Genomic DNA, 26,936 nt, shown 5'->3' on the forward strand with positions numbered 1-26,936 from the left:
GCAAGGTTTTCGCTTTTGCGTGAATCACAGATAAAAACAGGCTAGGTGGAAACCTAGCCTGTTTTGTTTGCGCGGGAATGTAATGCATGAGGTACTAGCGGATTGCCTGCCCCTTGGTAAAGACATATTGCCCCATCACCAGTACTTCGATATCCGTCGTGAGGAAGGTCATTACCGCGTCGTTTAAGCTCGACACGATAGGTTTCCCCATCACGTTCAAGCTGGTGTTGATGATCACGGGCACCCCCGTGATTTTTTCAAACGCTTCAATCAGGTGATAAACGTGCGCATTACGTTCTTTGGTGACGGATTGTAAACGCCCTGTGTTGTCGGCATGGCATACCGCTGAAACGGCTTCGCGAATAAGGGGTTTGAAGGTTGCGACCTTCTCCATATAAGGCGTGTCGTGGTAGTTTTCGAAATATTCATCCCCTTTGTCTGCAAGGATCATCGGTGCGAAAGGGCGGAAAGGTTCACGAAACTTCACCGCAGCGTTAATTTTGGTTTTCATTTCGATCGAGCGTGAATCTGCAAGGATAGAACGATGACCTAATGCGCGGGGGCCAAATTCTGCACGACCCTGCACCCATGCGACGACTTTTCCTTCTGCCATCATGTGCGCGACGTTTTGATAAAGATCCTGCCAATCGTGTTTGTGGACATTGCCAAAGCCACTTTTTCCGATGAAGTTTTCGACTTCCTCTTCTAAAATTTCGTCGCCTAAATACGGCGTTTGAAGACGGTTTTGAATCACTTTATCCGGGAAGTCTTGTTTTACGGCAAGCAAGGCAGCGCCCACAGAGTTGCCATCATCCCCTGGAGCACAAGGTACAAACAGATCACTGAATGGGGTGTTTTCGATAACGCGACCGTTGAACGATGAGTTTAGGGCGCATCCTCCGGTGATGACGATATTGTCCATGCCTGTTACGGCGTGGACATGGGTGAGAATTTCCGCCATCAGTTCATTGAAATGGTATTGAGCGGTGTAGGCCAGATCTGCCGCTTCTTTCGGGAATTGCGCGTACGGGCGAGTGTGAGGACGAAGTGCTGCAAGCGCCGCTGTTGAACCTTCAGGCAGGGTGAGGTAGCCATCTTTCACTGCAATGTGTTTCCGAAGAAGCGCAAGCACGGGCTCATTGAGCTCTCCGTATGGCGCTAAGCCCATTACCTTCCATTCTTCCCCTGAGTCCATTGCAAACCCACAGAGACGACACACGGTGACACCATAGTAGACACCAAGGCTTGCCGATAATTGGTTTAGCTCGCCGAGATACGCTGGCTTGGGGAGTTTTTCAAGTTTGTTGTCTTTGTAGACAAAGATGGATTGCGCAGAATCTTCCCCATAACCGTCCATGACAAGACATGCGGCTTCATCAAAAGGACTCGAGTAGCAGGCAAAGGCGGCGTGGCTGGAGTGGTGATCAAATTGACGTGTGTCTGTGGTGAGGTTTAGCGCCATCGCGGCGCGTTTTGCTCCGCCACCGCCCATTTGAATGTTTGGTAGGAAAACATCATTCATGTTGTGTGTCTGCACGCCTTTAAAAATGCCTGCAACTTCTCTCACTATGCCGTCGTAATCGGCCATGGCGATGTTATTAATCTCGCTTCCCATTTTTTGCGGCGTATCTTCAGGCCACGATTTGCAGATAGTCAGATGCGTGGCATTTGGCGCATATTGCTTGATCAATTTTGCCAGCTTATAAGGCTGGTCTGGGCATACGCTGAAACCGTGTTTTGTCTGTGTTTCCCGTTCGACCGCTTGTGCATAGAGAACCTTGCCATCGCTATTCACTAGCGCGATGGAATTATCATGTCCGGTGCAAGATATGCCTAAATACATAAATCCCTCTTATTCCTTCCCCCATCCTGTGGGGGTTATCGTCATCATTGGTGTATGACTCGAATATACCGCCCAGATAGTTGGACAAGCACGCTATGGGTTTTAGCTCAATCGCAAATAGAAGAAATAAACGTGCACGTTTTGACAGTAGTGGGATTTGACTAGAAAAAGGCATGTAAGCGAGGAAGGAAAACGCACAAACGAAAAAGCCAGAGCGCTGGCTCTGGCTTAAGAATATTGAACAGATCTAAATGAAACGGTCAGCGAGAATTAACGACGCTTTGGCTTCTTGAACACACGACCTGCAGCGGCGTATGTGTCGCGATCTGTGATTTCGAATTGGGTATAGAAGAACCATGCAACGAATACCATGACATCTTCGCCCACGTTCATCACGTGCTCGACGAATTCTTCTTCTTCACCGCTATCGTTTTGCTCAGTGAACACATGGTAAACACGGTTTTCACCTTCGACTTCTGCCAACGCAAATTGACCAGTCATTGCACTTGCAGCGGCAGCGACTTCTTCGTCTTCACACGCTTTTAATAGTTCTAGCGCTTCTGGCAGGCTGGTTTTCTCACTCAGTGACTTTACCAGTGTTTCGAATTCTTGCTGTTCCATAATGGAATCCTGTTGGTAAGGATATAAACGGAAAATGCCCGGCTGAACCGGGCATTTCCAAACGCAGAAGGAAGATTAATCTTCGATTTCAGCGTTGTGGTAAACGTTTTGTACGTCGTCACAATCGTTCAGCATGTCGATAAACTTGTCGAACGTTGCAATGTCGTCGCCAGTTACCGCAGTCATGGTTTGTGGAACAAACGTGATTTCTTCAACGTCTAGCGTCACTTCTGGCATGGATTCAGCCAGTGCGCTTTTCACTTTGAAGAACTCAGTTGTTGGTGCGAATACGGTGATAACGCCGTCTTCACACTCGATGTCAGTCACATCAGCGTCTGCCATCATTAGGTTCTCAAGTACTGCTTCTTCGTCATCACCAGCAAATTGGAACACAGCTTGGTGATCGAACATGTGAGCAACAGTACCTGGGCCACCGATCTTAGAATGCGTTTTCACGAAGCACTGACGTACTTCCATGTAGGTACGGTTGTTGTTGTCTGTAAGACAGTCAACAATCACAGAGCAGTTACCTGGGCCGAAACCTTCGTAGCGAGCAACTTCATAGTTTTCACCGCCGCCGCCAGCCGCTTTTTCAATCGCTTTTTCGATAACGTGGCTTGGCACCTGATCTTTCTTTGCTTTCTCGATCATGCGCTTTAGCGAAAGGTTGGTATCTGGATCGCCGCCACCGTTTTTCGCGATGACATAGATTTCCTTACCGTACTTTGAATACACTTTAACTTTGGCGCCTTGAGTTTTCGCCATTGCATTTTTGCGAACTTCGAAACTGCGTCCCATGGGGGGTCACTCTCTTTACTTGCTGTGATAATGCGAGCGATTTTATCAATCCCTGCTTTGGTTTTTCCAGCTTTAAACGCAATGTTCTGTGAACAAATGCCAAATAAACCCGTTTGAATACACTTTTTTCATGTATCTGAGTGCGATTTGTTCAACAGAAGGTGAGGTGTTGTTGCGTTCATTTACCGATCACACTCAGTTTATTAACCCTATTCGACATCTTGTTACGCAATCAACCCCCCTCATTTTGCAACGCAATGCAACAACGCTGCCTGAATCACGGGAAATCCCCAAGAATTGGCCCTATTTGCCTCAATGTTGACCAGTCAAACAGAGCGATTGTTTGGTCTCATTTTACGAATGAATCAAAAATGAGGCAGGGTAGTGTGAATACATGAACTAGGCCTAATAAGGCCTGAATTCATTCATCTAGCGTTGTCATGGTTAACGGTTTGCGAGTATCTAGACAGTGAACGCCGAGAAACCCGACAATCTAGGCGTTATTTCTATCTTTATGATAAATAACAAATAAAACGCAATTTCTTTTTCCTGCACTACACTTCAGTATGCATATCTGTCTCACAAATAATAATGCATGATGAATGGCAAGAAATAGTTGTGATCAATGTTACATAAACGTGAATATGCGGTTGTTGCCGCCTAGTACATTTACCTAACATCAATCAAAAGAAAGCGCTTTCTTTTATGTATTTTTCTGTTTCAAACGTTGGCGATGAACGTGGTATTTCGACGAGAAGCGGTGAGAGAGCGATGAGAAGTGTGGCGCGAAGCCGATAAGAATCGGGTCGTGTCTCTCTGACTAATCGAAAATTAAGGACGATTACATGCTAAACAAAACCATTCTGGCATCGTGCATTTTTAGTGCCTTCATCGTGTCTGGCGCTCAAGCCGCAGACGTAAAACAAGGTGGCACCTTAACCGTCCCTGTTATTAACACTGGATTTGTTGAGAACTTCAATCCGTATACCACCAAAGATCTCGTCAACGGTGTGATTTTCGAACCGTTGGTTGTGTTTAACAACATGACCGGCGAAACACATTATCGCCTTGCTGAATCTGCAGAATATTCAGACGACCTCAGCACATTGACTGTGAAAATGCGTGATGGCATGACATGGTCTGACGGCCAACCGTTAACTGCTGAAGATGTGGTATTTAGTTTTGAACTGACCAAAACCAATCCTGCATTTGATTTGAAAGGCATTTGGTCGGGTGGTGTGATCAAGTCTGTCGAAGCGACTGAGGACAACGCCGTTGTCTTTACGCTAAATAAACCTGATTCCACCTTCATTTGGAACTTAGAGGCTTACCACATCTTGCCGAAGCATGTGTGGTCGACGGTGGAAAACGCTACCACCTTTACCAATCCAAACCCTGTGGGCAGCGGCCCAATGACGACGGTGAAATTCCTAAAGCCTCAGCAAATGGAATTGTGTCGTAATCCGAATTACTACCTTGAAGGTAAACCGCATCTTGATTGTGTGAACTTCCGTTCGTACAACGATAACTCTCAAATCCAGCCAGCATTGATCAAAGGCGAAATCGATTGGGGTTCAAACTTCATCGCTGATGTCGAATCCACGTTTGTTAAACGCGATAAAGAGAACCACTTCTTCTGGTACCCAGCAAACGACGCGATTCACCTTTACATGAACACCAAAGAAGCCCCGTTTGATAATTTGCAGGTACGCCAAGCACTTTCTATGGCGCTGGATCGCGAAGCCATTGTCGATATTGCCGCTTATGGTTATCCAACCGCGAACTTTAATCCGGGTGGTATCGGTGATTTGTACGCAAACCACATCAGCGATGATGTGTCTGCGAAATACGGTTACCTCACCGAGTTTAATCAAGATAAAGCCAACGAACTGTTAGACGCTGCGGGTCTAAAAGACCAAGACGGCGATGGCTTCCGTGACCTGCCAAATGGCGACCCGTTTGAATTCAATATCCAGGTGGTTAACGGCTGGACGGATTGGATCCAAGTGGTTCAGATGGTCGGTGAGTACTACGAAGAAGTGGGCGTGAAAGCGAAAGTGAAAACGGTTGATTGGTCGGTGTATGACAAATCGTTGAAGCAGAGCAATTACAAAATGGCGATCAACTGGTCGTTGGTGGCGACAAACCCAATTCTTACTTATCAAGAGTACTTTGATACAGCGCGAATCGGCACAAGCTGGCATGCAGGTCACGGTGTGAACTCTCCAGAGATTGATGCTTTGATCAAAGCATTTGGTCAGGCCGGTGATGAGGCTGAGCAGAAAGAGATTCTCGATAAGTTGCAAGCATTCACGGCTGAGAATTTGCCGTTTATTCCTTTGTTCTCAAACCCAACGTGGTTCCAGTACAGCACCAAACGCATTGAAGGTTGGCCAACGGAGCAAGACCCGTACATTCAACCGGTGTGGTACGACGGTGGTAAGCGCGTGATCATCTTGAATAATCTGCACCTGAAATAACACGATTTAGGCAGACGTATTCTGGATAGGAACTTGGGTGCGCTTTTAAACGCGCACCTGTGAGGAGCAAAGCGATGTCATTTTTATTTCGGCGGTTCATGTTTTATTTCACCGCCTTCTTCATTGCTATTACGTTCAACTTTATGTTGCCGCGTTTAATGCCTGGCGATCCGGTTGAAGCGTTGTTTGCTGCTGCACAAGGCCGAATGGATCCAGCTCAAATGGATGCTGTGCGTGAAATGTACGGCTTCCTTGATGGCAACATCTTCATGCAGTACTTGGCGTACATCAAAAGCGTGTTCACCTTGGATTTAGGTCCATCCGTATTGATGTTCCCGGTGAGTGTGTCGGAAGTGATTTCAAATGCGTTGCCGTGGACTTTGTTTCTCGCGCTGGGTTCGCTGATTGTTGCATTGATCATTGGTGTGAGCATTGGCGCGTATGCATCGTACCGTCGCACGAGCCTATTTGGTCAAATCGCGCCACCGCTACTGGCGTTTATCAGTAACTTTCCGTACGTCGTGACTGCGCTATTTTTGTTTTACTTTTTCGCGCTGCAACTTGAATGGTTACCGCTGGCGTACACCTACGACCCATCATTGGATCCGGGGTTTACGCTTGAATTCATCGGCAGCGTGTTGAAACACGCGATATTGCCTGTGGGCTCAATGGTGATAGTGGGTATTGCGACATGGGTATTTAACATGCGTAACGCGATGATCAATGTGCTCGGTGAGGATTACGTCACCATGGCAGAAGCCAAAGGGTTGAGCAGCGTGCGTGTGATGAGTCGCTATGCCGGTCGTAACGCGATTTTGCCTGTTGCCACGGCCATTGCGATGGCCATCGGTTTTTCGTTCGCAGGATCGATAATGACCGAGGTGGTATTTAACTACCAAGGGCTTGGCAATGTACTGCTGAAAGGCATTGTGGCGCGTGACTATCCATTGATTCAGGCGATTCTCCTGATTCTTGTTACGGCGGTTCTGACCGCCAATTTCATTGCCGACATCTTGTATGTTTGGCTTGACCCACGCATTTCAAATTAAGGGGATCAGCATGGATAAAGTCGCCACAGATACCCAAGATTTAAACACGCCGAATCCTTCGCAGGATCCGGGGATGCAGGCACAGAAACCGGTGTCGGGGATGAAAAAGTTCAAGCGCATGCTTGGTTCTATCTATGCCTTTTTCTACGGCAACCCGCCAGCCATTATCGGCGGCTTGTTGCTGGCTATCGTCTTTTCAGGCGCGCTGTTTGCGTCTGCTATTGCACCGTACAAAGCGGAAAAGCGTGTGGCGCGTCCACACCAGCCGCCAAGTGCTGAACACATTATGGGTACCACGCGCAGTGGGCGTGATGTGTTTAGCCAAGTCTTGGTCGGTGCGAGAAAAACACTGTCTGTCTCAATTGCTGCTGGCCTTATCGCCATGACCATCGCCGTGCTCGTGGGTGTGTCTGCGGGCTACTTCGGTGGGCGCATTGATGAACGACTCAATTTTATGACCAATGTGTTTTTGGTATTCCCTCAACTCCCGTTGTTGATTGTTCTGGCCGCCTTTCTTGGGCAAGTGGGGTCAGTCGTCATCACGATATTGCTAGGCATTACGTCCTGGCCTTGGGGAGCAAGGGTTATTCGCGCACAAACCATGGCAATTCGTAACAAGGAATTCATCCTTTCTGCGGAAGTCATGGGCGAATCGAAAATACGCATTATTTTGGTCGAGATTTTGCCCAACCTTGTTTCCATAGTATTTGGCGGTTTCTTGGGTACTGTCATTTATGCAATGGGCTCAGAGGCAGGGTTGGGCTTTTTAGGACTGGGTGACGCGACAGAAGTCAGTTGGGGTTCCATGTTGTATTGGGCTCAAACGTCGTCGGCACTCTACACAGGCGCGTGGTGGGAAATGTTAGTGCCAGCCATGGCATTGGCCATCACGGGCGGGGCGTTCGCCATGATTAACATGTCGATAGACCAAGTCAGTAATCCGAAGCTGAAAACAGGGCCGCACATTAAACTCTGGAACAAGCTGAAGAAAGACGTCGATAAGAAGAGGGGGCTGTGATGTCAGACATCATCGAAACGGCATCAAACGCCAAGCCGCCTTTGCTTGAGATTAACAATCTTTGTGTGGACTACGTTTCGCCAAACGGCATTGCCCGTGCGGTGAATAACGTTAGCGTGAGCATAGCGGAAGGGGAAACCCTTGGCCTTGCAGGTGAATCCGGTTGCGGAAAGAGTACCCTCGCGTTTGCGATTTCGCGTCTTCACAAAGCGCCAGCACTGATTTCAGAAGGGGAGATCCTCTACAAGGGTCAAGACATTCTGAAAATGAACGACAAGGCGTTGCGTGCGTTCCGTTGGAATGAAGCGTCTGTCGTTTTTCAAAGCGCCATGAACTCGCTCAACCCAGTTATTACGATTGGTGAGCAGATCACTGACGTGATTCAAGCGCACAAAAAGGTGTCGCTGAAACACGCGCTCGAAAAAGGGGCGGAGCTTTTACAAATAGTGGGTATTCACCCTGACCGATTGACCGCGTTTCCGCATCAATTAAGTGGTGGTATGCGCCAACGTGTGGTGATTGCCATTGCGCTCGCACTTGAGCCTAAATTGATCATCATGGATGAGCCTACGACGGCGCTTGATGTGGTGGTAGAACGCGAGATTTTGAACGAGCTGTATGAACTGAAAGCCAAGTTTGGCTTCTCGATTTTGTTCATCAGCCATGATTTGAGTTTGATGGGCGAGATTGCTGATCGCATCGGTGTTATGTACGCCGGCAACATCATTGAAATTGGCGATGCTGAGACCGTGTTCGATTCACCTCAGCATCCGTATACGCAGGGGCTGCTTTCTTCGTTCCCGACCATTCATGGGCCAAAAGAGCGCTTGTATGGGATCCCGGGTAACCCTGTAAACCTGTTAAACATGCCGCAGGGGTGTAACTTTCAGGAGCGTTGTACCAAATGCTTCGAACCATGCACCCAGAATGAACCGTCGCTGAAAGCCATTGGGCCTCAGCATCACGTTTCCTGTCATTTAACATAAGCGACGAGAAGAACAGCGATGGACGATAGCGCAGCGATGAACAAGAAAGAAACGATTCTTTCGATTAAAAATCTGGTGATGGATTTCGCTATTGGTCATTCCTCAAAAGGGAATGTGATGCGCGCTGTGAATGACGTTTCCTTTGATTTGAACAAAGGGGAAGCCCTCGCCATCGTGGGTGAGTCAGGGTCAGGAAAAAGCACGGGTGCGCGCATTTTGACGCGCATCTATAAAGAAACAGCAGGCAAGATTTCGTTCAAGGGAAAACCGTTGGCGGATTATGTATCCGAAAACGGGGCGCTTGAATATGCACGCCAAGTTCAGATGATTTTCCAAGACCCTTTTGGATCGTTGAACCCTGTGCATACGATTCATCACCATGTGGCCAGGCCGTTGCTTATCCACAAACGTGCGACCAAGCGTGATGTGTCGCAAAAGGTGTATGAATTGCTCGAGCTGGTGGGTTTATCGCCCGCGGTTGAAACGGCTCAGAAGTATCCGCATGAATTAAGTGGCGGTCAGCGTCAGCGTGTTGCGATTGCACGCGCCATTGCTGTCGACCCTGAAGTTATTTTGGCGGATGAACCGATTTCAATGCTGGACGTATCTGTACGTCTTGGCATTTTAAACCTGATGGCCGATCTGAAAGACAAACATGGGATCGCCTTCATGTATATCACCCATGACATCGCAACCGCTCGCTATTTTGCCGAGAAGACCGCAGTAATGTATGTCGGTCATATGGTTGAATGGGGTCATAGTGACAGTGTTACGCAAAACCCGCAGCACCCGTATTCTAAGCTTCTGCTATCAGCAGTGCCGGAAGTGGGTCGTCGAGGAAAGCGCGAACTCTCAGTCAAAAAGGGTGATATACCGCTATGGAAACCGAGCAGCGTAGGGTGCCCTTACGCGTCGCGTTGTCCAGTCGCAACAGAGGTGTGTACACAAGAAATGCCAGAGGCCACGGAAGTGCAGGCTGGTCATTTTGCAAGGTGTCATCACCTCTAAATTTTTTAGCGTTAAAGAAAGCGCTTTCTTTTTAGGAACCGAGAATAATGGAACAGAATGTTCAAATGGCTAACGCTCCTGTTAGCGGGCAATTTGTAGATTTTCAGGGCGATCGTTTTTATCGCATTGAAAATGTTGATCACATGCAGCCTTTTTTTATGAGCATCGTATCGGCGAATGATCATTGGTTGTTCGTTTCTTCCACAGGTAGCTTGTCAGCAGGACGGAGTAAACCAGAGAACGCGCTGTTTCCTTACCGTTCTGTGGATATGATCCACGAGAGTGCAGACAATACTGGCCCAAAAACGTTTATTCGTGTTGATCATCAAGGAACACGTGTGACATGGGAACCGTTCAACGTTCAACAAGATGGCCGTTTTGACCTAAATCGCCATCTTTACAAAAACATCACTGGCGACAAATTGGTGTTTGAGGAAGTTAACCATACCTTGGGGCTTTCCTTCCAATACAGCTGGGAAACAGGCAACACCTTCGGCTTTGTACGCCGTTGTGAAATCGTTAACCTCAGGGGCGAGCAACGCAATGTTGAAGTGCTAGATGGCCTTCAAAACATTTTGCCTTGTGATGCACCAATGGCCGCCTTGCAAACGCGCAGTGCCTTGGTTGATGCGTACAAATGGAATGAGCGAGTAGGGGAAACCGCACTGGCGCTTTTCACTATGTACGCCAAGTTGAGCGACCGCGCTGACCCAGCAGAGTCACTGCAAGCGAATACCGTATTCTGCGTGGATTCCGACCAATCCACCTTACTGCTTAGCAGCCAACAACTTCCCGCGTTCCGTCGTGGCCAAGCGTTAGAGCCAGAAATGCTCACGCGTGGCGTACGTGGCGCTTACATGATCAACAAAAACATCACGCTAGATGCGAACAGCAGCAACGATTGGCTGTTCGTGCTAGACAGTGATAAGAACCACACTGATGTGGCGGTGCTGCGATCGAAACTCGCGCGTGGCCGTATCCTGCTTGATTTGATCGAAGATGACATTCAAGCCAACCGTAAAGAATTGGTCGCGCTGATCGGCGCAGTAGACGGCTGGCAGTACTCCGCAAGCGAAACCACCAGTAACCACCATTATGCCAATGTGTTGTTTAACAGCATGCGCGGTGGTGTGTTTGAAAACGGTTATGCCTTGCGTCGTGATGATGTGCTTCGTACCGCGCGTGCCACCAATGGCAAAGTCGTGCTGCGTAACCAATCTTTCTACGATGCATTGCCTGAGCAATTCACTCATGCAGAGTTAGTGAAACGCGCAGAGCAATCTGACGATATCCAGTTGGTGCGTTTGTGTCTTGAGTATTTACCGCTGACTTTCGGTCGTCGTCATGGTGACCCTAGCCGTCCGTGGAACCACTACGAAATCAAAGTGAAGGACAAGCAAGACCAGCCTTTACTGTCTTACCAAGGTAACTGGCGCGACATATTCCAAAACTGGGAAGCGTTGGCATTGAGCTACCCGGGCTACATTCGCGCGTTCATCACCAAGTTTGTGAATGCCTCGACCTTAGACGGCTACAACCCTTACCGCATCACGAAAGACGGTGTGGATTGGGAAGTGCTTGAAGCGGACGACCCGTGGAGCAACATCGGTTACTGGGGCGATCATCAGATCATCTATTTGCTCAAGTTCCTTGAGTGGTCAAAGCGTTTCGACCCTGAACAATTGTCAGAAGATCTGACCCGCGAAATCTTCAGCTACGCCAATGTCCCGTACCGTATTGGTGATGCGAACACCCTGTTCAACACACCAAAAGACACGGTGACGTTTGATCAAGCGCTTCACGACAGAACGGTATTGCTGAGCGAGCAATTGGGCAGTGACGGCCGTTTGATGTTGGATTCAGACAAAGAAGTGTATCTGGTTAACTTGTCAGAGAAGCTGCTTGTGCCGTTGCTTGCGAAATTGAGCAACTGGGTGGTCGATGGTGGTATTTGGTTGAACACGCAACGTCCTGAGTGGAACGATGCGAACAACGCCATTGTTGGTAACGGCTTGTCTGTAGTGACGTTGTGTTATATGCGTCGTTACGTTGAGTTCTTGCAAGGTGTATTCGCCAATGCTCCGGATACCATTCGTCTATCAACCGAAGTGGCACAATGGCTTTCTGATACGGCAGATATCCTGCACAAAGCGTCGACGGAAGTGAAAAACAAGACGGTTACACGTCAAACTAAGCGTGTCTTGTTGAATGACTTGGTTGAAGCGGCATGTCGTTACCGTCGTCTGGTTTACCGTGACAACGGCTTCTCTGGAAAAACGACCGTCAGCAAATCAGACATCGATGCGCTGTTAGATTCAAGCATGCGTCTTCTAGACCGCAGTGCATTGAACAATGAGCGTGAAGACGGCCTGTACAATGCGTACAACGTCGTTCAGTACTCTTCTGAGAGTCTGGCATCACTTGACCTCTATCCAATGCTAGAAGGGCAGGTAGCGGCGCTGAGCTCGGGTGCACTAAGCAGTTCGCAAGCTGTTTCATTGCTCGATAGCCTGTTCAAGAGCGAAATGTACCGCGCGGATCAGAAATCGTTCATGCTCTACCCAGATCGTGAACTGAGCACCTTCATGGATAAAAACTTGATCCCTGCAGAGAAGGTTCAAGGGAATCCATTGTTGTCTGAAATGTACACAGTGGGCGATACGCGCTTAATCAATGTTGATAACCGTAGCCATTTCCACTTCAATGCAAGCTTTGAAAACGACGGTGTGTTGAAGCGTGCGATTGAAACCGTACGTCCAGATTATCCTCACATCACTGACGCGTTGTTCAACAACGTGTTGGAGATCTATGAAGAGGTATTTAACCACCGTGAGTTTACGGGCCGTTCAGGAACCATGTTTGGTTATGAAGGGTTAGGTTGTATCTATTGGCACATGGTGTCGAAGCTTTTGCTGGCTGTTCAAGAAGTGTACTTCACGAGCTTGCAAGAAAACCCACACAGCCAAGATACGAAGAAACTGGCGGCTTACTACTACCGTGTGCGTGATGGCATTGGCTTTAACAAAGCCCCGCAAGAGTATGGTGCATTCCCTGTTGACCCCTATTCACACACGCCAAAAAATGCAGGCGCACAGCAGCCAGGCATGACAGGTCAGGTGAAGGAAGAAATTCTGACGCGTTTCGGTGAGCTGGGTATTTTGGTGAGCGGTGGCGCGATTGAAATTGCACCGACACTGCTACTGAAAAACGAGTTCAGTGAAGGGCCTGTTGGCTTTACGTATGTTGGGCTTGATAGCAACCTTGTTGACCTTGAGCTTAACAAAGGTGAACTTGCATTTACTTACTGTCAGGTACCTTTTGTATACCGCATGTCTGATGCAGAAGAAATAAGCATTGAGCTTGTGCTGTCGACAGGCGATGTGATCATCATTCAAGGCAACATGTTGTCTGCATCGATCAGTAAGCAAATCTTCGACCGCACTGGCGAGTTCGACCGCATTGTGGTGAATGTGCCTGAAAGCATGCTGTATCAACCAGAGTAATTTCTGCTGATACAACATCCGCAAATAAAAACAGCCGCTAAATAGCGGCTGTTTTTTTGTGTCCATTGAGCGTGTGAGGCGTTATTCGGTGAAGCTCGCTTTTTTCATGATTTGACCAACGCTTGCAATATTTTTCACTGATTTTCGCTCAATCAGGTTGGGTGAAAGACGGTTCTCAACCCCCGTGCTTTTCTTGCCATTCAAAATATTAAGCACACCTTTTGCCGCTTCTTTCGCCATTTCTTTGATTGGGAAGTTAACGGTAGACAGGCTTGGTGTCATGTATTGGCTGTATGTGTGGTTATCAAAGCCCACAATAGACATGTCTTCGCCGACACGATAACCAAATTCATGACAAACACCATAAGCGGCAAGCGCGATACTGTCGTTCAAACAGAATATTGCCGTCATGCTTTTGTCTCTGTCGAGCAATCGACGTACAGCGGTGTCATTGCCACCGTGGTCAAAACGGCCTTCTACGACCAAATTCGGATCGTACTCCACGCCGTATTCTTTCAATGCATTTCGGTAGCCTTGCAAACGGTCCCGGCTATCAATTTTGCTTAACTGGCCAGTGACACAACCAATGCGGCGGTGACCATTCAGCAGCAAATGTTCTGTGGCGAGGAAGCCGCCAAGTTCGTTGTCGATGCAAATACATTGGTCTGCGATTTCGGGAATATAGCGGTTCATCAGCATGGTGGCTGGTGTAATTTCAATGATATCGAGGATATCGCCATCACTGAGCATGTCTGAGGTCAGTACGAGGCCATCGATTTTCTTCGCGTTTAAGAAGCGGATGGACTCTTGCTCTTCTTGGTACTGCTCGTGACCACTGGTGATAATGAGGTGGTAGTTCTGTTGACGGACGACCTTTTCGACATAGTGCATCAAAGGACCAAAGTAAGGACCATCAAACGTACCAACCAGCATACCGATACTGTGTGAGCGATTCGAAGCAAGTGCCTGTGCAAATGCATTGGGTTGATAACCAAGCTTTTCGATGGCATCAAACACCTTAACGCGGTTTTTCTCCTTCACGGTTTCGTGACCATTTAAGGCGCGAGATACCGTCGATTGGGAGACTTTCGCGAGCTCCGCAACTTCTTTAATGGTGATCAATGTGTTTTCCTTCATCTTTAGTCTAAACAACCCTGGGATTCACGCTATTTTCATCTGAAAGCGCTTTCATTGCCCTCTCTTCCCTCACGCTGGTGGGCTGTTTGATTGTCCTTCGATTTCATAAGAAACATGGCAACGTTACTGTTTAACGTACGGTTACAAACAAAGGCAAAACCCTTGCCAAGTTTCTTTATGTTCTCGTGTTTGTAGCATAACCATGAATGGAAGGTACAAACGCGAGATTTCAATCATCGCCTAATGATGGCGTGACTTACTGCAAATAGAAAGCATTTAGGGTCAGCCAAGTCGTGAAACGTGAGGCGCTTTGCCTATATTGCCTCGAAATAACCGTTTCAATATGCATGTAGTTTCTAACCTATCTGAGCGAAATGTATCGTCCCAGAAAGGCGACTTTCTGAAATAAGCAGATTCTGAACATGAAGGTGAAGGGTTGTGATTCAAAAGTGGTACAGACTGTCGGGCTTTTGAATGGGAATAGCTAATGCTTTTGGCACTAGCTATGTGATGTAACAAGCTAGCTATTCAGGAATTCGATGATGTTTTCTAACTCGAATTGACTAAATACAGCAATGCCGTGTTGCCTTAGCAATGCTGTTGTTACACCGTGTCCTGCGATTTTCTCACCAGCAAATTCACCGTTGTAAATTTTACTGCTGCCGCAAGAAGGGCTTGAATCCGTTAACACTGCAGCGCGAATGTTGTTTCTCTTGCACAAATCCAGTGCGTTCTGTGCACCAAGAACGAATGCATCGGTAACATCTTCGCCAGTCTGAGTGATGACCTGGGTGCGTTGTTCAATGACACCCAATCCAACGCCCTGAATGATTTCTGCGGGTATTCGGGGCGTAGGGAGTCCGCCGGAAACTTCTGGGCAAATGGCAACGAATTCGACCCGTTCGGACAACCGTTGAAATGAGAGAGACTGTAAACCTAGATTGTTCCCGTCGTAACGAACATTTTGTCCAAGTAGACAAGCGCTGATTAACACTTTTTCCATGAATAAGGTGTTTTTAAAGCAGATTGGGGTGGGGGAATACTACCATCACCGCTTATTTTCGTCAGACTAAAATATCTTATTAATGATAATTTAGTTGAGACAAAGATGAGGAAAATCAAGGCCTACAGCAATTTATTGACTATCGCGGACGCAATCGGAGCGCATTTTTAGGAATTTTTTTGCCTCAGAAAGTTGAGAAAACGTGAATACGGTCAAATAATTTAAGACTCACCCGGAGGGAACCAGTCTATGTCTCAAATGCTAGAGCAGTATCCAGTTATCAATGGCCGTGAAATTCATGTGAGGGCATGGAATCCCGAAGGTGGGGAAACCGTTATCTGTTGGCATGGTTTGGCGCGTAACGGTATTGATTTCATGGCGTTGGGCGAAGACTTGGCAGCCAAAGGCTATCGCGTTCTGGTGCCGGATACGTTAGGTCGGGGCCTTTCCGAGTGGGCGCAAGATCCTGCCAAAGAGTACAACTACGCGAATTACGTGGATTTGGCCGTGAAGCTGATGGATTTTTACTGCTGTGACCGAGCACACTGGGTGGGCACTAGCATGGGCGGCATTATCGGTATGCTACTTGCGTCAAACCCGACGCACGAATCGCGTATCAGCTCTTTGATATTGAATGATGTGGGCCCCGAAGTGCCTGATGATGCCTTGAAACGCATCGTGAACTACGTCAAAACGCCCATGACGTTTAAGCGTTACAGCGAGATCTACCAATATCTGCAAACCCTTTATCACCCTTTTGGGTCTCACACCGCAGAGCAATGGCAAATCATGATCGGCGCGTCTGTCCGTCGGTTAGACAATGGTGCCTATACAACACATTACGATCCGAGAATATTGGATGCGTATTCAGAGAAGTCGCCGCCGATGAACTTGTGGCGTCAATTCGGAAAGCTCAAGCAACCACTGATGCTCATGCACGGATTGCACTCTGATGTGCTCACAAAAGACATTGTTAAACACATGAGAGAAGCTCAGCCCACCATGTCTGTCAATTACTACTTGGGGTGCGGGCATGCGCCGAACTTATTCTTCAAATCGTACCGCCATGATGTGACGCATTTTATTGATTTACATCCCATCATCGGTATGCAGGAAGAACAACGAGACGCGGGCTAACCGACGTTTCTTTCATGAACTCAGTGTTGGCTTGATGCCCAAAGGTGCAACAGTTCAGTGGCAATCGTTGCGCCTGCGAGCGCAGTGATTTCCGAGTTGTCAAACGGCGGGCTGACTTCCACCACATCCATCCCCACCAGGTTAATGCCTAATAACCCTCTCAAGATGCGCAGTGCTTTGTCTGACGTAATGCCGCCCACCACCGGTGTACCCGTTCCTGGGGCATATGCTGGGTCGAGGCAATCAATGTCGAACGTGATATAAACCGGCATGTCTCCCACGATCGCTTTGATGTGGATGGCAATGTCATCAGGGGTCATATCATTGGCGGCTTCTGCACAAATTACATTGAAACCGTGACCGTCTTTTTCATAGTCAGTACGAATACCAATTTGAACTGATTTGTTTGCATCGATCAGCCCTTCTTTGGGGGCATGGTAGAACATGGTGCCGTGGTCATATCTGCTGCCTTGGCTATAAGTATCGGTATGCGCATCGAAATGAATCAACGCCATCACACCGTGTTTATCATGATGCGCTCGAAGCAGTGGGAGAGTAATGAAATGGTCTCCGCCGAGTGAAAGTAACGTCTTACCAGATGCCAATATTTTAGAGGCAGCGCTTGCTGCTGTATTGCAAAAATCCTCGCTATCCCCACAGGCAAAAATCAGGTCGCCAGCATCGACGATGTTGCAGCGTTCACGTAAATCAAATGGCCACGGATAGCGATGACCCTCCCATGCCAAATTGACGGAGGCACGACGGACAGCGTCAGGGCCCAAACGCGCGCCAGAACGCCCCGTTGTGGCCATGTCGTAGGGCATGCCCAGCACAACAACATCCGCGTCTACTTTTGTCGGATCTTGCACCATGGGTAAGCGAAGAAAGGAGTAAGCATTCGAATAAAGGGAATCATCTTTTCGATCGAATATATTTTCCATAGCCATGACTCTCGCGTGTTGTCATTTCATTGATCGTGAATCAAAGATTTTAGCTGACATTTTTATCAATGATTTTTTCGAGAATAAGATCTTTACGCAAACACTCTCAAGAACCTGCGTTGAAGGGAGCGTCACTTGTCGGGCGGTAACCGATGAATAGATGGATTGAGAATGAAGGGCTTTTCTATGCAGCAGAACAGCATCACATGTAAGAGAGACGTGAATTTTGCAATGTTTAAACCTTCGATGTGATAGGTGTTGGTTTGTTTTGATATGACCGAATAACTTAACAGTAATGCCTTAATTTTTGGCCTATACAGGAAAGGTTATCTATTCCGACTATCGACAATTGAGGGTGTAAATATGGCAAGGTCTCGAGCAAAGAAGAAGCCAAAGGTATGTTTAGTGCTGCAAGGCGGGGGCGCGTTGGGTGCGTATCATATCGGCGCGTATAAAGCGCTAGAGGAAGCTGGGTTCACACCTGATTGGTTTGCAGGCATTTCCATTGGTGCGTTGAATGCAGCAGTGTTAGCGGGCAATGCGCCAGAGCAACGTTTAGAGAAACTGAACGCCTTTTGGCAGCGAATTTCCCGACCCGGCACCGATGCACTGCTTTTACCTTCAATGGCTGCAAGCTTCAATATGGTGAGCGTTTCTCAAGCACTTACTTTCGGTCAGCCTGACTTTTTCGTCCCACGTGCTATTAGCCCTTGGGTAGCAGCGCCGGGTGAGGCAGCCACCAGTTTCTACGACACAACACCGTTGTTTTCGACGCTCAACGAGTTGGTGGATTTTGACCTGATCAATAGCAACCAAGTGAGGCTTACAGTCGGTGCGACGCGTGTGACTGACGGGGAATTGGTTTTCTTTGACAGTGAATCTGACACGCTCACTGCCGCGCACCCTGTTGCCAGCGGCTCTTTACCGCCAGGTTTTCCTGCGACACAGATAGGGGATGACCATTACTGGGATGGCGGTGTGGTATCAAACACACCGTTGAACGGCATTTTGGACTTGGCGAAAGACGATGATCTATTGATATTCATGGTCGATCTTTGGAACGCCAACGGTGAATTGCCTAAGACCATGAGCGAAGTGCTGTGGCGAGAAAAAGAAATCCAGTATGCGAGCCGAACCTGCGCGCACATTGAAGCCCTAATTGCCCAGAAGAACTTGGACCAATTGCTTGCTCGCACGCCAGAAGTTGTGGACAGCAAGCAGGTGCCAGACATTACCAGTTTAAAAGACGGCCCTAAAATCGATATTGTGCACATCACATTTGAACCACTTGCGGGCCATAACCCGATGAGCGATACCGAGTTTTCACGACGTTCGATTCGTTTACGCAGTGATGCAGGTTACGAAGACATGAAACAGGCGTTAGAAGCCTCTCCTTGGACGCAGGAAAACGAAGGGCTCCCCGCGCATTTCCACCGTCGTACCAAAGATGGAAGTTGGTTAAAAGCGAGCAAGAGCACGTTGAAGAAAGTGTCGTAGATAGCCCGTTGAGAAAACAGCAAAAAGCCCCGTATGGGGCTTTTTTTGTCGATACAGTTACGTCTAAAGTGAGATAAACGTGAGTATTACCTGAGGGGGCTCATCGGTGAGAGGGAATAATGGGTAAACTACTGAACTCAGTGTTTATTGAGACGTAAAACTCGGCTGCTGAATGGAGATCAGCGGGTTGCCGGATGGAATGAAGGAAGGGTGTAAATGAAGGACAGTTTCACGGTATATCTGACAAGTGCTCCAAGAGAGCACGGTGACTTTCGCTTATCCGAGGCGGAAAAAAAATATTTGAAGCGTAAGATTCGACTTAGAAGTTTGAAGCTTCTTATGTGGTTTGCAATGCCAACGGTGTTTATTTTCCTTATCTCAACGCCTTTTTTTCTAATCGGTATTGAGGAAACCGCGTCGGATGGACTCTCTGTTTTAAGTTGCTTTTTTTTCACCCTTCCCTTTTTGTTATGCAGCATCGTTATTCTTCCAAATCGTGCGGATTATAAAACGGCGTTGTCCATGTCATTTTGGTTGTCGCTAGACAATATCAGTGTCGTTGACGTCACCGGTTTTTGGGGAACCCGCATTCACGAGACACAGGACGCGGACAATTTATGGACGATTGGAAATGAACTTATTGAGTTCCCAGAGCATTGGGCTGTCTCGATAGACAGCATCATTCAGCAGTCGGGAATGCAGAGCAATGTTGTCACATTTCGGGTCGTTAAGTTTGCCGATGCAACCGGAGAGACCATTAGAATCAAAATGTGGTCAACTGAGAGCAGTCAAAGATTGGACTCTGTTTTTGCTGATCCAAGATATTTTGTACTTGAAGCTAAACCACGTAGCGTTGAACAAGATGCGCAGTATGGCGTTGGCGCGGTAAAAAGCGATCCTTTTGTCTCGGCTGTTGGCCTTGGCGCGCTTATTCTCAGTGTCTTTTTATGGATTTACGTTTCAATACTGGAGGATGATCGCGCGGGGCAGGGCAGTGTTTTAGAGCGTGAACTCTATGGGATGAGTGCTCAGTTGGGCATGAAAACAACCTTAGATGCAAGCCAACTGGCTGAACGTGACCTACCCCGGTTAACGCCGCATCCTGAATTCGGCACCTTAGCCTTTGTTGGTGAAGCGTTTAACTATGTAACAGTCAGTCAAAATCAGCCGCCCTATACGTCATTTATTCTTTCAGTTGATGAGTACTGGTTGATTCATCGAATGGCAAGCACCTTTCCAGACGTGGTGATTGGCGAGCGAAACACAGTGAAGAACAAATCGGCAATTGACGGTTATCGAAACAAATTGCTCGCCATTATCGAAAGGAGTTCGCGACGTTCGCTTTCAGTTCGCGCTAGCGTAAAAAACACGATCATGATGCTCAGTGATAGCACGCTTGAACAGCAGATGTATGCGCAAGGCTGGAGTCATTCTGTGAGCGAAGAATTTGTCGAGGCGCTGATCCCGAAACCCAGTATTCACCAAGTGGAATCCCCGTATTTGCTAAAGACGCGAATATGCAAATTCAAAGCCCCTTTGTGTTATTTCAACTCAGTCGATATTGAATCGAAACGCATGGCATCGCCGATGTTTACTGACCTGCACGGCGACATCATCCTCTCAAATGCGGAAGACCTTGATAGGATTATCGAGGTACAAAGGGAGCATGAGAAAATAATGTTGCAAGTGACGCCCTGGGATTATTTTTGGATCGTTGCCCTGGCAACAACGGGTTTCGGTGCCTTGTCGATGGGGGGGTGTTTTTGGGCAAGATCTCGCGCTAAACGCCTCTATAAAGATATCGATAAAGGCGCAATGTGATAACGTAATCCTTCGCGCAATGAACACCATGTTGCGACACATAAGAGACATAACGTCGCTTACAACAAAAAAGCCCCATGAAGGGGCTATTTTGTTGTGAGGTTTCGTTTTAAATCGTTTGTGAAATCTTAAATCGACTTACAGATTGGTTGAATTTACTGACCAAACCATTTACCTCTCGCGCAGACCCTTGAACGTCAGATGCGGAGCGGTGGTTATTTGATGCCATGTCTGCGATATGTTGGATACGATTGGCAAGCTCGCGGTTTGCGCTAGATTGTTCATGCAAAGCACCAGAAACATCGTCGATGATGTGAATAAGATCCTGCGACATTTGGTGCATCTCGCGAACGCGTTGTTCTGCTTCATGGGTTTGCGACATGTTGCTGTTCACCACGGTCACGCTTTCTTCAATATGACCGACGGTGGTTTCGATGCCTGTTCGAAGTTCCTGAATCGTCGAGGCTATTTGTTTTGTAGAATCTGACGTTCTTACTGCGAGATTTCTTACCTCATCCGCCACGACAGCAAATCCTCGCCCTTGGTCGCCCGCGCGAGCGGCTTCAATGGCTGCGTTTAGGGCTAGTAGGTTGGTTTGTTCTGCTACGTCGTTAATCACGCTGATAATGCCTTCAATCTCTTTAGAGTGATGATCCAGCTCAGACACTGCAGAGCTTGAACGCTGAGACTTTTCTGACATCTGATCCATGTTAGAAATGGTTGCGCGCATGGTGGAGGCGCCTTGCTTCGCTTGCACACCACTTTCGTTAGACAGCGATTTCATCTTATCTGCATCGTGAGAAATGACGTTGATGCTCTCAGCAAACTGTTCAACCAAGGCAGCAATGCTGCCTGTATCTTGCGATTGCTGGGTTGATGCCCCAACAATGTGATCAGAAAGGTTTTCGAGCTTAGAAACTTCCTGATTCAGCTGATTAGCACCTTGTGATATGCCACGTAACGTTTCTTCAAATGCGTTCATGAGATTGTTAAATGCGCGCCCCAAATCAGTAATTTCATTATTTCCGTTTAGACGAGAACGAACCGTCAAATCGAGGTTTACCTCTGCGGTTTGTAACAGTGTTTTTAAACGGTTTAACGGCGAAGTGATACTGCGGGCAATGGTAATAGATAGACCGATAAGCATCAGTGCGATCAGGGCAACCAGAAGCAGCAAACGTTGTACGTCTTGATAAAAAGTTGCGTCCAAGTCATCGACATACAACCCAGTGTTTAGCACCCAGCCCCACGGCGCAAAAGGAAGTGAATAAGCGATTTTAGGGTAGGGCGTTTCATCTGATCCTGTCTTTTTCCAGTGGTAGGCGACAAAGCCGCCACCGTTTTTAGCCATATCGACTTGTTCACGAATGATGTAAACACCATTGACGTCTTGAAGAGATTTGAGGTCTCTGCCGATAAGGCTGGCAGTGATAGGGTGATGAACCATGGTTGAGTTCATGTCATAAATCATGAAATAGCCGTTATCACCGTAGCGCATGGCATCTAAAGCACTAATGGCACGCTGTTTGGCGTCTTCCATAGAGATGTCACCTGCTAGCGCTTGCTGGTGGAGTTTGGTAACCAGCGTTTCGGCGGTTTCAACAAGCACCTGAATTTGGTTTTTTCTCTCATCCAACATGTTCTCGTGTTTGAGCATGAGAGAGACTATGGTGACTGAAATTAACGACAATACCGATATTACAATGATAAGAGATAACCGTTGCCGTATTGAAAGGGCTCTCATGAATGTTGTCCTCTACTGTTCGTTAAATGACTAAAATAGTGAGTAAATACTGCGTTTAGTCTAGCAATGGACAACGGTTTTGCTCATTTTTTATACATATAGTTTGATAGTGAGACATAACAGCTAAATGAAATATTTTTTGTTGGTAAAAATAGGCAGAGTGATTAGCGTGCCTACTCCGTATTTTGCTCTCTCAACAACATAGGAATTCAAGAATGAAGAAATACAAAATGGCTGGCTTTTTAACGATGGCGTTGGTTTTCCTAGTGACGGGATGCAGCGGGACTGAAGATAGCGCCTCTTCAAATCCGCCATTAAACATGGCTAACCCTGCCTCGGTATATTGCGACAGTGTTGGGGGCACATCGGAGACACGAAAAGACGAAGAAGGCAACGTAATGAGTATGTGTCATCTTCCTGATGGCACTGTCGTCGAAGAGTGGACGTTATACCGAAATAACCACGGCGACAATACGAAGTAGGCACCGTAGATTGATGTGAAAAAACCGTAATGGTTGTTGCTATTTGCGGTGTTACTGGTTGGGTGGTGAGAGTGTTTTGGTTAATGGGGATTGGTGATAGAAGCGTTTCCACTTAAATAGTGTGCCTATATCACATTTGGCTATATGCGAGTGTCAGCCTTTGGTTTAGACTAGCGCGTCTTTACCCATCCCAACCGAGGTAATAAAACATGTCTTTACCAAATTGCCCACAGTGCAACTCAGAATACACTTATGAAGATGGCGCGCTATACGTATGCCCAGAGTGTGGTCACGAGTGGTCTCAAGATGCATCTGCAGATGCTGACGACGTAAAAATCATCAAAGATTCGAACGGCAACGTTCTTCAAGATGGCGACACTGTAACGGTTATCAAAGACCTGAAAGTGAAAGGTTCTTCACTGGTTGTTAAAGTGGGCACCAAAGTGAAAAACATCCGCCTTGTGGATGGCGACCACGACATCGATTGTAAAATCGACGGCGTTGGTGCGATGAAACTGAAATCGGAATTCGTGAAGAAGGTGTAATTCACCTTTATCACACCATGTTGTCATTTAGACGATATGCAAAGAACCGCGCCGTTGAGCGCGGTTTTTTATTGTCAAAATTCTGGGCTTTGCGTTAGCTCGTCAACATATTGATTGCCATAACCAACAATAATACCGCGAAGACTTTCTTAATAATCGGCACAGGTAGGTGATGTGTTGCTTTTGCTCCCAAAGGCGCAGTAAACCAAGACGTGCAAACAATACCGAATAAAGCCGGTAGGTAGACAAACCCCAAATACCCATCCGTTAGAGCAAAATGCGCACTTCCCGAACTGATGTAACCTACCGAGCCAAATAAGGCGATAACAATGCCGCATGCCGAGGCGCACCCAATGGCTTTTTTCATATCAAGTGAAAAGAATGTCAAAAGAGGAACCAAGAGCGCACCGCCACCGATACCTATCATTGCAGATAACCCACCAGTGATTGTCGTTAGGAAGGTTAACAAGCCCTTGTTAGGTATCTGACGCTCGTTGGGAACATCACTTTTACGGCTGCTATAAAACATTTTCAATGCGATGAGCACCACGCTCACGGCGAAGACTAAACGCACCACACTCTCTGGTAGCAGGGCAGCCATAAATCCGCTGATCAGTGCTCCAATGGCCACGCCCGTCATTATCCATGGGGCCAAATCCCACGGCACATTCCCGTTCTTGTGGTGTGCGAGTGCGGAAGATGTAGACGTGAACAAAATTGAAGCCAAAGACGTTGCGATAGCAACGATGACGATCTGATCAGAAGGTAAAATGGCGAAATGAAGTAAAATGCTGCTCAGTACGGGGACAATAACTAACCCTCCGCCAATACCTAACAATCCTGCTAAAAAACCAACACCACTGCCTAGTAGCGCGCAGTATATAAACAACAATAGCAATTCACTCATTCGGTTCACTTCTTAATAGGGGATGAAATATGGAATAAATGCAGCGTGTCTGCACTTGGGTTGTGAATATAACCGACCGTTGGATAGATTTTCAAATAAAATAGAACATGAATATTTCTCATGATGAGTGTGAAGTAAAACCATTGTTAATCCCATTTTTAAACACGTATAAAATAGATTCTGCTATTAGCCTTGATAAATATGACCACTTTTTTGTGGTGGGTTATAAGCAAATATCATGATTCCTTTCAGCCATGAATAGCTAAGAAGCGAGACGTTTTAGAAGGGAATGAAATCAGGTTGTTTGTTAAAGAATGGGTGTCAAATTACAATGAATAAAGAATTTACATTTACGATTAAGAGCATTTGCCTCGATGAAAATTATCACCCTTCGGATAGCACGAGAATCACGACTAACTTCGCCAACTTAGCAAGGGGGAGTAGTCGTCAAGAGAACCTGCGTAACGCACTGAAAATGATTGATAATAGCTTTAATGCTTTGGCGCACTGGGACAACGCCAAAGGTGATCGTTACTCGGTAGAGCTTGAAATCATTTCCGTTGATATGGACATTGAAAGCCGCGGTCAAGCCTTTCCATCAATAGAAATATTGAAGACAAATATTGTCGACCATAAAACCAATGAGCGTATTGAAGGCATTGTTGGGAATAATTTTTCCTCTTACGTACGAGATTACGATTTCAGCGTGCTTTTGTTGGAACATAATAAAAACAAACAAGCATTCAGCATTCCTGACAATTTTGGCGAGTTACATGGAAAGCTTTTTAAGTACTTTTTAAATTCTAATGTGTACAAGCAGAATTTCAGTAAGGCACCGGTTATATGCCTCAGTGTGTCTGATAATAAAACGTACCAGTGTACTGAAAATCAACACCCTGTTTTAGGTTTTGAATATCAACCTAATGGTTCTTCTTTGACTGAGCAATATTTCAAAAAAATGGGGTTGCAGGTGCGCTATTTCATGCCGCCTAACAGCGTCGCGCCTTTGGCATTTTATTTTGTGGGAGATTTACTCAATGATTACACCAATCTTGAGCTCATCAGCACCATCAGCACGATGGGAACATTCCAGAAAATCTACCGACCTGAGATCTACAATGCCAATGCCGTCGCAGGGAAGTGCTACCAACCCAATTTGAAAAACTCAGATCATTCACTCACTCAGATTGTTTATGACCGTGAAGAACGTGGTCAGTTGGCCATTGAGCAAGGCAAGTTTGCAGAAGAACACTTCATAAAGCCGTACCAATCAATTCTTGAAAATTGGTCTGCGCAATACGCGTTGTAAGCCACCCTATTAGATAGCAGAATTTATGATGAAAAAATTATTACCTACTTCGACCGCGGGCAGCTTGCCTAAACCCTTATGGCTGGCACAACCCGAGACACTTTGGTCTCCTTGGAAATTACAAGATGAGGAGTTAGCGCAGGGCAAACACGATGCGCTACGTTTGTCATTGCAAGAGCAACAGCACGCCGGGGTTGATATTGTCAGTGACGGCGAACAAACACGCCAACACTTCGTGACGACATTCATTGAGCACCTTAATGGCGTTGATTTTGAAAAACGTGAAACCGTTAAAATTCGTGATCGTTACGATGCAAGTGTACCGACTGTCGTGGGGGCTGTGAGCCGGCAGAAACCTATTTTTGTTGAAGATGCCAAGTTCTTACGTCAACAAACCAAGCAACCGATAAAGTGGGCGTTGCCTGGCCCGATGACCATGATCGATACACTTTATGATGCGCACTATAAAAGCCGTGAAAAACTCGCGTGGGAATTTGCCAAAATCCTCAATCAAGAAGCAAAAGAGCTAGAGGCGGCTGGCGTCGATATTATTCAATTTGATGAGCCGGCATTTAATGTCTTCTTTGATGAGGTCAATGATTGGGGGATAGCCACCTTAGAACGCGCCATTGAAGGGCTTAAATGCGAAACCGCCGTCCACATTTGCTATGGCTATGGCATCAAAGCCAACACAGATTGGAAGAAGACGTTGGGATCAGAGTGGCGACAATATGAAGAAATCTTCCCTAAGCTACAAAAATCCAATATCGATATTATCTCTCTCGAGTGCCACAACTCCCGTGTGCCGATTGAGCTACTTGAGCTTATTCGCGGTAAGAAAGTGATGGTAGGGGCGATTGATGTCGCAACGAACACCATCGAGACACCTGAAGAAGTCGCGGAAACCTTACGAAAAGCCCTCAAGTTTGTTGATGCAGAAAATCTTTATCCTTGTACCAACTGCGGCATGGCGCCTTTATCTCATGATGTCGCAAACGCGAAGTTAAAGGCACTTAATGCGGGCGCAGAGATTATTCGCAAAGAACTTTCTCTTTAGAAAGGAAGAGAGCGATGAGAATGGTTGGGCTTGGACCTTGGGGTTCAAGT

Annotated in this window: 21 protein-coding genes; 13 read left to right on the forward strand and 8 right to left on the reverse strand. The window is 47.0% G+C overall.

Annotated elements, in window-relative coordinates:
- Positions 1-94: 94 nt before the first annotated feature.
- The 3 genes from BCT27_RS00735 to BCT27_RS00745 form a co-directional block, all read right to left on the reverse strand.
- Positions 95-1,843, reverse strand: coding sequence for a carbamoyltransferase family protein (locus tag BCT27_RS00735; RefSeq protein ID WP_102394750.1), 1,749 nt, complete (start codon positions 1,841-1,843; stop codon positions 95-97).
- A 270-nt stretch (positions 1,844-2,113) separates the two neighbouring features.
- Positions 2,114-2,464 carry a hypothetical protein gene (locus BCT27_RS00740; RefSeq protein ID WP_102392381.1) on the reverse strand — a complete coding sequence of 117 codons (351 nt, stop codon included), beginning with the start codon at positions 2,462-2,464 and terminating at the stop codon, positions 2,114-2,116.
- A 75-nt stretch (positions 2,465-2,539) separates the two neighbouring features.
- Positions 2,540-3,262 carry a YebC/PmpR family DNA-binding transcriptional regulator gene (locus BCT27_RS00745; protein ID WP_102316117.1) on the reverse strand — a complete coding sequence of 241 codons (723 nt, stop codon included), beginning with the start codon at positions 3,260-3,262 and terminating at the stop codon, positions 2,540-2,542.
- An 845-nt stretch (positions 3,263-4,107) separates the two neighbouring features.
- On the opposite strand from BCT27_RS00745, the gene BCT27_RS00750 reads away from it, so the two are divergent.
- From BCT27_RS00750 to BCT27_RS00775, 6 genes are all read left to right on the forward strand, one after another.
- Positions 4,108-5,742 (forward strand): ABC transporter substrate-binding protein, encoded by a 1,635-nt coding sequence (locus tag BCT27_RS00750; RefSeq protein ID WP_102392380.1) that lies wholly within the window; start codon positions 4,108-4,110, stop codon positions 5,740-5,742.
- Positions 5,743-5,816: 74 nt separating this feature from the next.
- Positions 5,817-6,791 (forward strand): ABC transporter permease, encoded by a 975-nt coding sequence (locus tag BCT27_RS00755; RefSeq protein WP_026024759.1) that lies wholly within the window; start codon positions 5,817-5,819, stop codon positions 6,789-6,791.
- A gap of 10 nt (positions 6,792-6,801) precedes the next feature.
- Positions 6,802-7,809, forward strand: a complete 1,008-nt coding sequence (locus BCT27_RS00760) for an ABC transporter permease (protein ID WP_102316119.1) — start codon at positions 6,802-6,804, stop codon at positions 7,807-7,809.
- A complete protein-coding gene (locus tag BCT27_RS00765) occupies positions 7,809-8,795 on the forward strand; it encodes an ABC transporter ATP-binding protein (protein ID WP_017012327.1) in 987 nt (328 codons plus the stop codon). The genes BCT27_RS00760 and BCT27_RS00765 overlap by 1 nt, the downstream gene beginning before the upstream one ends.
- Before the next feature lie 18 nt (positions 8,796-8,813).
- Positions 8,814-9,803 carry an ABC transporter ATP-binding protein gene (locus tag BCT27_RS00770; protein ID WP_017014772.1) on the forward strand — a complete coding sequence of 330 codons (990 nt, stop codon included), beginning with the start codon at positions 8,814-8,816 and terminating at the stop codon, positions 9,801-9,803.
- Between the two features lie 47 nt (positions 9,804-9,850).
- On the forward strand, positions 9,851-13,306 hold the full coding sequence (locus BCT27_RS00775) for a hypothetical protein (protein WP_102394751.1): 3,456 nt from the start codon (positions 9,851-9,853) through the stop codon (positions 13,304-13,306).
- A gap of 81 nt (positions 13,307-13,387) precedes the next feature.
- On the opposite strand, the gene BCT27_RS00780 is transcribed toward BCT27_RS00775, so the two are convergent.
- Both BCT27_RS00780 and BCT27_RS00785 read right to left on the reverse strand, forming a co-directional pair.
- On the reverse strand, positions 13,388-14,428 hold the full coding sequence (locus tag BCT27_RS00780; protein WP_102394752.1) for a LacI family DNA-binding transcriptional regulator: 1,041 nt from the start codon (positions 14,426-14,428) through the stop codon (positions 13,388-13,390).
- Between the two features lie 535 nt (positions 14,429-14,963).
- Positions 14,964-15,446 carry a 2-thiouracil desulfurase family protein gene (locus BCT27_RS00785; protein ID WP_198597486.1) on the reverse strand — a complete coding sequence of 161 codons (483 nt, stop codon included), beginning with the start codon at positions 15,444-15,446 and terminating at the stop codon, positions 14,964-14,966.
- Between the two features lie 249 nt (positions 15,447-15,695).
- Here BCT27_RS00785 and BCT27_RS00790 point away from each other — a divergent pair, with 249 nt between their 5' ends.
- Positions 15,696-16,583, forward strand: coding sequence for an alpha/beta fold hydrolase (locus tag BCT27_RS00790; protein WP_102316123.1), 888 nt, complete (start codon positions 15,696-15,698; stop codon positions 16,581-16,583).
- A gap of 20 nt (positions 16,584-16,603) precedes the next feature.
- Here BCT27_RS00790 and speB read toward each other — a convergent pair whose 3' ends face one another.
- Positions 16,604-17,524, reverse strand: a complete 921-nt coding sequence (gene speB / locus BCT27_RS00795; RefSeq protein WP_102392377.1) for an agmatinase — start codon at positions 17,522-17,524, stop codon at positions 16,604-16,606.
- Positions 17,525-17,887: 363 nt separating this feature from the next.
- Between speB and BCT27_RS00800 the strand changes: the two genes are divergently transcribed.
- Positions 17,888-19,021 carry a patatin-like phospholipase family protein gene (locus tag BCT27_RS00800; protein ID WP_102394753.1) on the forward strand — a complete coding sequence of 378 codons (1,134 nt, stop codon included), beginning with the start codon at positions 17,888-17,890 and terminating at the stop codon, positions 19,019-19,021.
- A 216-nt stretch (positions 19,022-19,237) separates the two neighbouring features.
- Positions 19,238-20,842 (forward strand): hypothetical protein, encoded by a 1,605-nt coding sequence (locus BCT27_RS00805; RefSeq protein ID WP_102394754.1) that lies wholly within the window; start codon positions 19,238-19,240, stop codon positions 20,840-20,842.
- A 109-nt stretch (positions 20,843-20,951) separates the two neighbouring features.
- Here the strand turns inward: BCT27_RS00805 and BCT27_RS00810 are convergent, their stop codons facing one another.
- A complete protein-coding gene (locus BCT27_RS00810; protein WP_102316127.1) occupies positions 20,952-22,499 on the reverse strand; it encodes a methyl-accepting chemotaxis protein in 1,548 nt (515 codons plus the stop codon).
- Between the two features lie 302 nt (positions 22,500-22,801).
- Here BCT27_RS00810 and BCT27_RS00815 point away from each other — a divergent pair, with 302 nt between their 5' ends.
- Positions 22,802-23,068, forward strand: a complete 267-nt coding sequence (locus BCT27_RS00815; protein WP_102394755.1) for a putative hemolysin — start codon at positions 22,802-22,804, stop codon at positions 23,066-23,068.
- A gap of 209 nt (positions 23,069-23,277) precedes the next feature.
- Positions 23,278-23,613 carry a zinc ribbon domain-containing protein YjdM gene (locus tag BCT27_RS00820; RefSeq protein WP_017014763.1) on the forward strand — a complete coding sequence of 112 codons (336 nt, stop codon included), beginning with the start codon at positions 23,278-23,280 and terminating at the stop codon, positions 23,611-23,613.
- A 94-nt stretch (positions 23,614-23,707) separates the two neighbouring features.
- On the opposite strand, the gene BCT27_RS00825 is transcribed toward BCT27_RS00820, so the two are convergent.
- A complete protein-coding gene (locus BCT27_RS00825) occupies positions 23,708-24,520 on the reverse strand; it encodes a sulfite exporter TauE/SafE family protein (protein WP_102394756.1) in 813 nt (270 codons plus the stop codon).
- Positions 24,521-24,851: 331 nt separating this feature from the next.
- Here BCT27_RS00825 and BCT27_RS00830 point away from each other — a divergent pair, with 331 nt between their 5' ends.
- Together BCT27_RS00830 and BCT27_RS00835 are read left to right on the forward strand one after the other, a co-directional pair.
- On the forward strand, positions 24,852-25,829 hold the full coding sequence (locus BCT27_RS00830; protein WP_102316130.1) for a DUF1852 domain-containing protein: 978 nt from the start codon (positions 24,852-24,854) through the stop codon (positions 25,827-25,829).
- A 28-nt stretch (positions 25,830-25,857) separates the two neighbouring features.
- Positions 25,858-26,886 carry a methionine synthase gene (locus tag BCT27_RS00835; RefSeq protein WP_198597489.1) on the forward strand — a complete coding sequence of 343 codons (1,029 nt, stop codon included), beginning with the start codon at positions 25,858-25,860 and terminating at the stop codon, positions 26,884-26,886.
- Positions 26,887-26,936: the final 50 nt, after the last annotated feature.

It is taken from the genome of Enterovibrio norvegicus (assembly GCF_002876705.1).
In the GTDB taxonomy this organism is placed as follows: Bacteria; Pseudomonadota; Gammaproteobacteria; order Enterobacterales; family Vibrionaceae; genus Enterovibrio; species Enterovibrio norvegicus_B.

Excerpts from the sequence above, each read along its gene's own strand:
- BCT27_RS00735 (WP_102394750.1), bottom strand. The coding sequence starts at position 1,843 with ATGTATTTAGGCATATCTTGCACCGGACATGATAATTCCATCGCGCTA.
- BCT27_RS00740 (WP_102392381.1), bottom strand. The coding sequence starts at position 2,464 with ATGGAACAGCAAGAATTCGAAACACTGGTAAAGTCACTGAGTGAGAAA.
- BCT27_RS00745 (WP_102316117.1), bottom strand. The coding sequence starts at position 3,262 with ATGGGACGCAGTTTCGAAGTTCGCAAAAATGCAATGGCGAAAACTCAA.
- BCT27_RS00750 (WP_102392380.1), top strand. The coding sequence starts at position 4,108 with ATGCTAAACAAAACCATTCTGGCATCGTGCATTTTTAGTGCCTTCATC.
- BCT27_RS00755 (WP_026024759.1), top strand. The coding sequence starts at position 5,817 with ATGTCATTTTTATTTCGGCGGTTCATGTTTTATTTCACCGCCTTCTTC.
- BCT27_RS00760 (WP_102316119.1), top strand. The coding sequence starts at position 6,802 with ATGGATAAAGTCGCCACAGATACCCAAGATTTAAACACGCCGAATCCT.
- BCT27_RS00765 (WP_017012327.1), top strand. The coding sequence starts at position 7,809 with ATGTCAGACATCATCGAAACGGCATCAAACGCCAAGCCGCCTTTGCTT.
- BCT27_RS00770 (WP_017014772.1), top strand. The coding sequence starts at position 8,814 with ATGGACGATAGCGCAGCGATGAACAAGAAAGAAACGATTCTTTCGATT.
- BCT27_RS00775 (WP_102394751.1), top strand. The coding sequence starts at position 9,851 with ATGGAACAGAATGTTCAAATGGCTAACGCTCCTGTTAGCGGGCAATTT.
- BCT27_RS00785 (WP_198597486.1), bottom strand. The coding sequence starts at position 15,446 with ATGGAAAAAGTGTTAATCAGCGCTTGTCTACTTGGACAAAATGTTCGT.
- BCT27_RS00790 (WP_102316123.1), top strand. The coding sequence starts at position 15,696 with ATGTCTCAAATGCTAGAGCAGTATCCAGTTATCAATGGCCGTGAAATT.
- speB (WP_102392377.1), bottom strand. The coding sequence starts at position 17,524 with ATGGAAAATATATTCGATCGAAAAGATGATTCCCTTTATTCGAATGCT.
- BCT27_RS00800 (WP_102394753.1), top strand. The coding sequence starts at position 17,888 with ATGGCAAGGTCTCGAGCAAAGAAGAAGCCAAAGGTATGTTTAGTGCTG.
- BCT27_RS00805 (WP_102394754.1), top strand. The coding sequence starts at position 19,238 with ATGAAGGACAGTTTCACGGTATATCTGACAAGTGCTCCAAGAGAGCAC.
- BCT27_RS00810 (WP_102316127.1), bottom strand. The coding sequence starts at position 22,499 with ATGCTCAAACACGAGAACATGTTGGATGAGAGAAAAAACCAAATTCAG.
- BCT27_RS00815 (WP_102394755.1), top strand. The coding sequence starts at position 22,802 with ATGAAGAAATACAAAATGGCTGGCTTTTTAACGATGGCGTTGGTTTTC.
- BCT27_RS00820 (WP_017014763.1), top strand. The coding sequence starts at position 23,278 with ATGTCTTTACCAAATTGCCCACAGTGCAACTCAGAATACACTTATGAA.
- BCT27_RS00825 (WP_102394756.1), bottom strand. The coding sequence starts at position 24,520 with ATGAGTGAATTGCTATTGTTGTTTATATACTGCGCGCTACTAGGCAGT.
- BCT27_RS00830 (WP_102316130.1), top strand. The coding sequence starts at position 24,852 with ATGAATAAAGAATTTACATTTACGATTAAGAGCATTTGCCTCGATGAA.
- BCT27_RS00835 (WP_198597489.1), top strand. The coding sequence starts at position 25,858 with ATGAAAAAATTATTACCTACTTCGACCGCGGGCAGCTTGCCTAAACCC.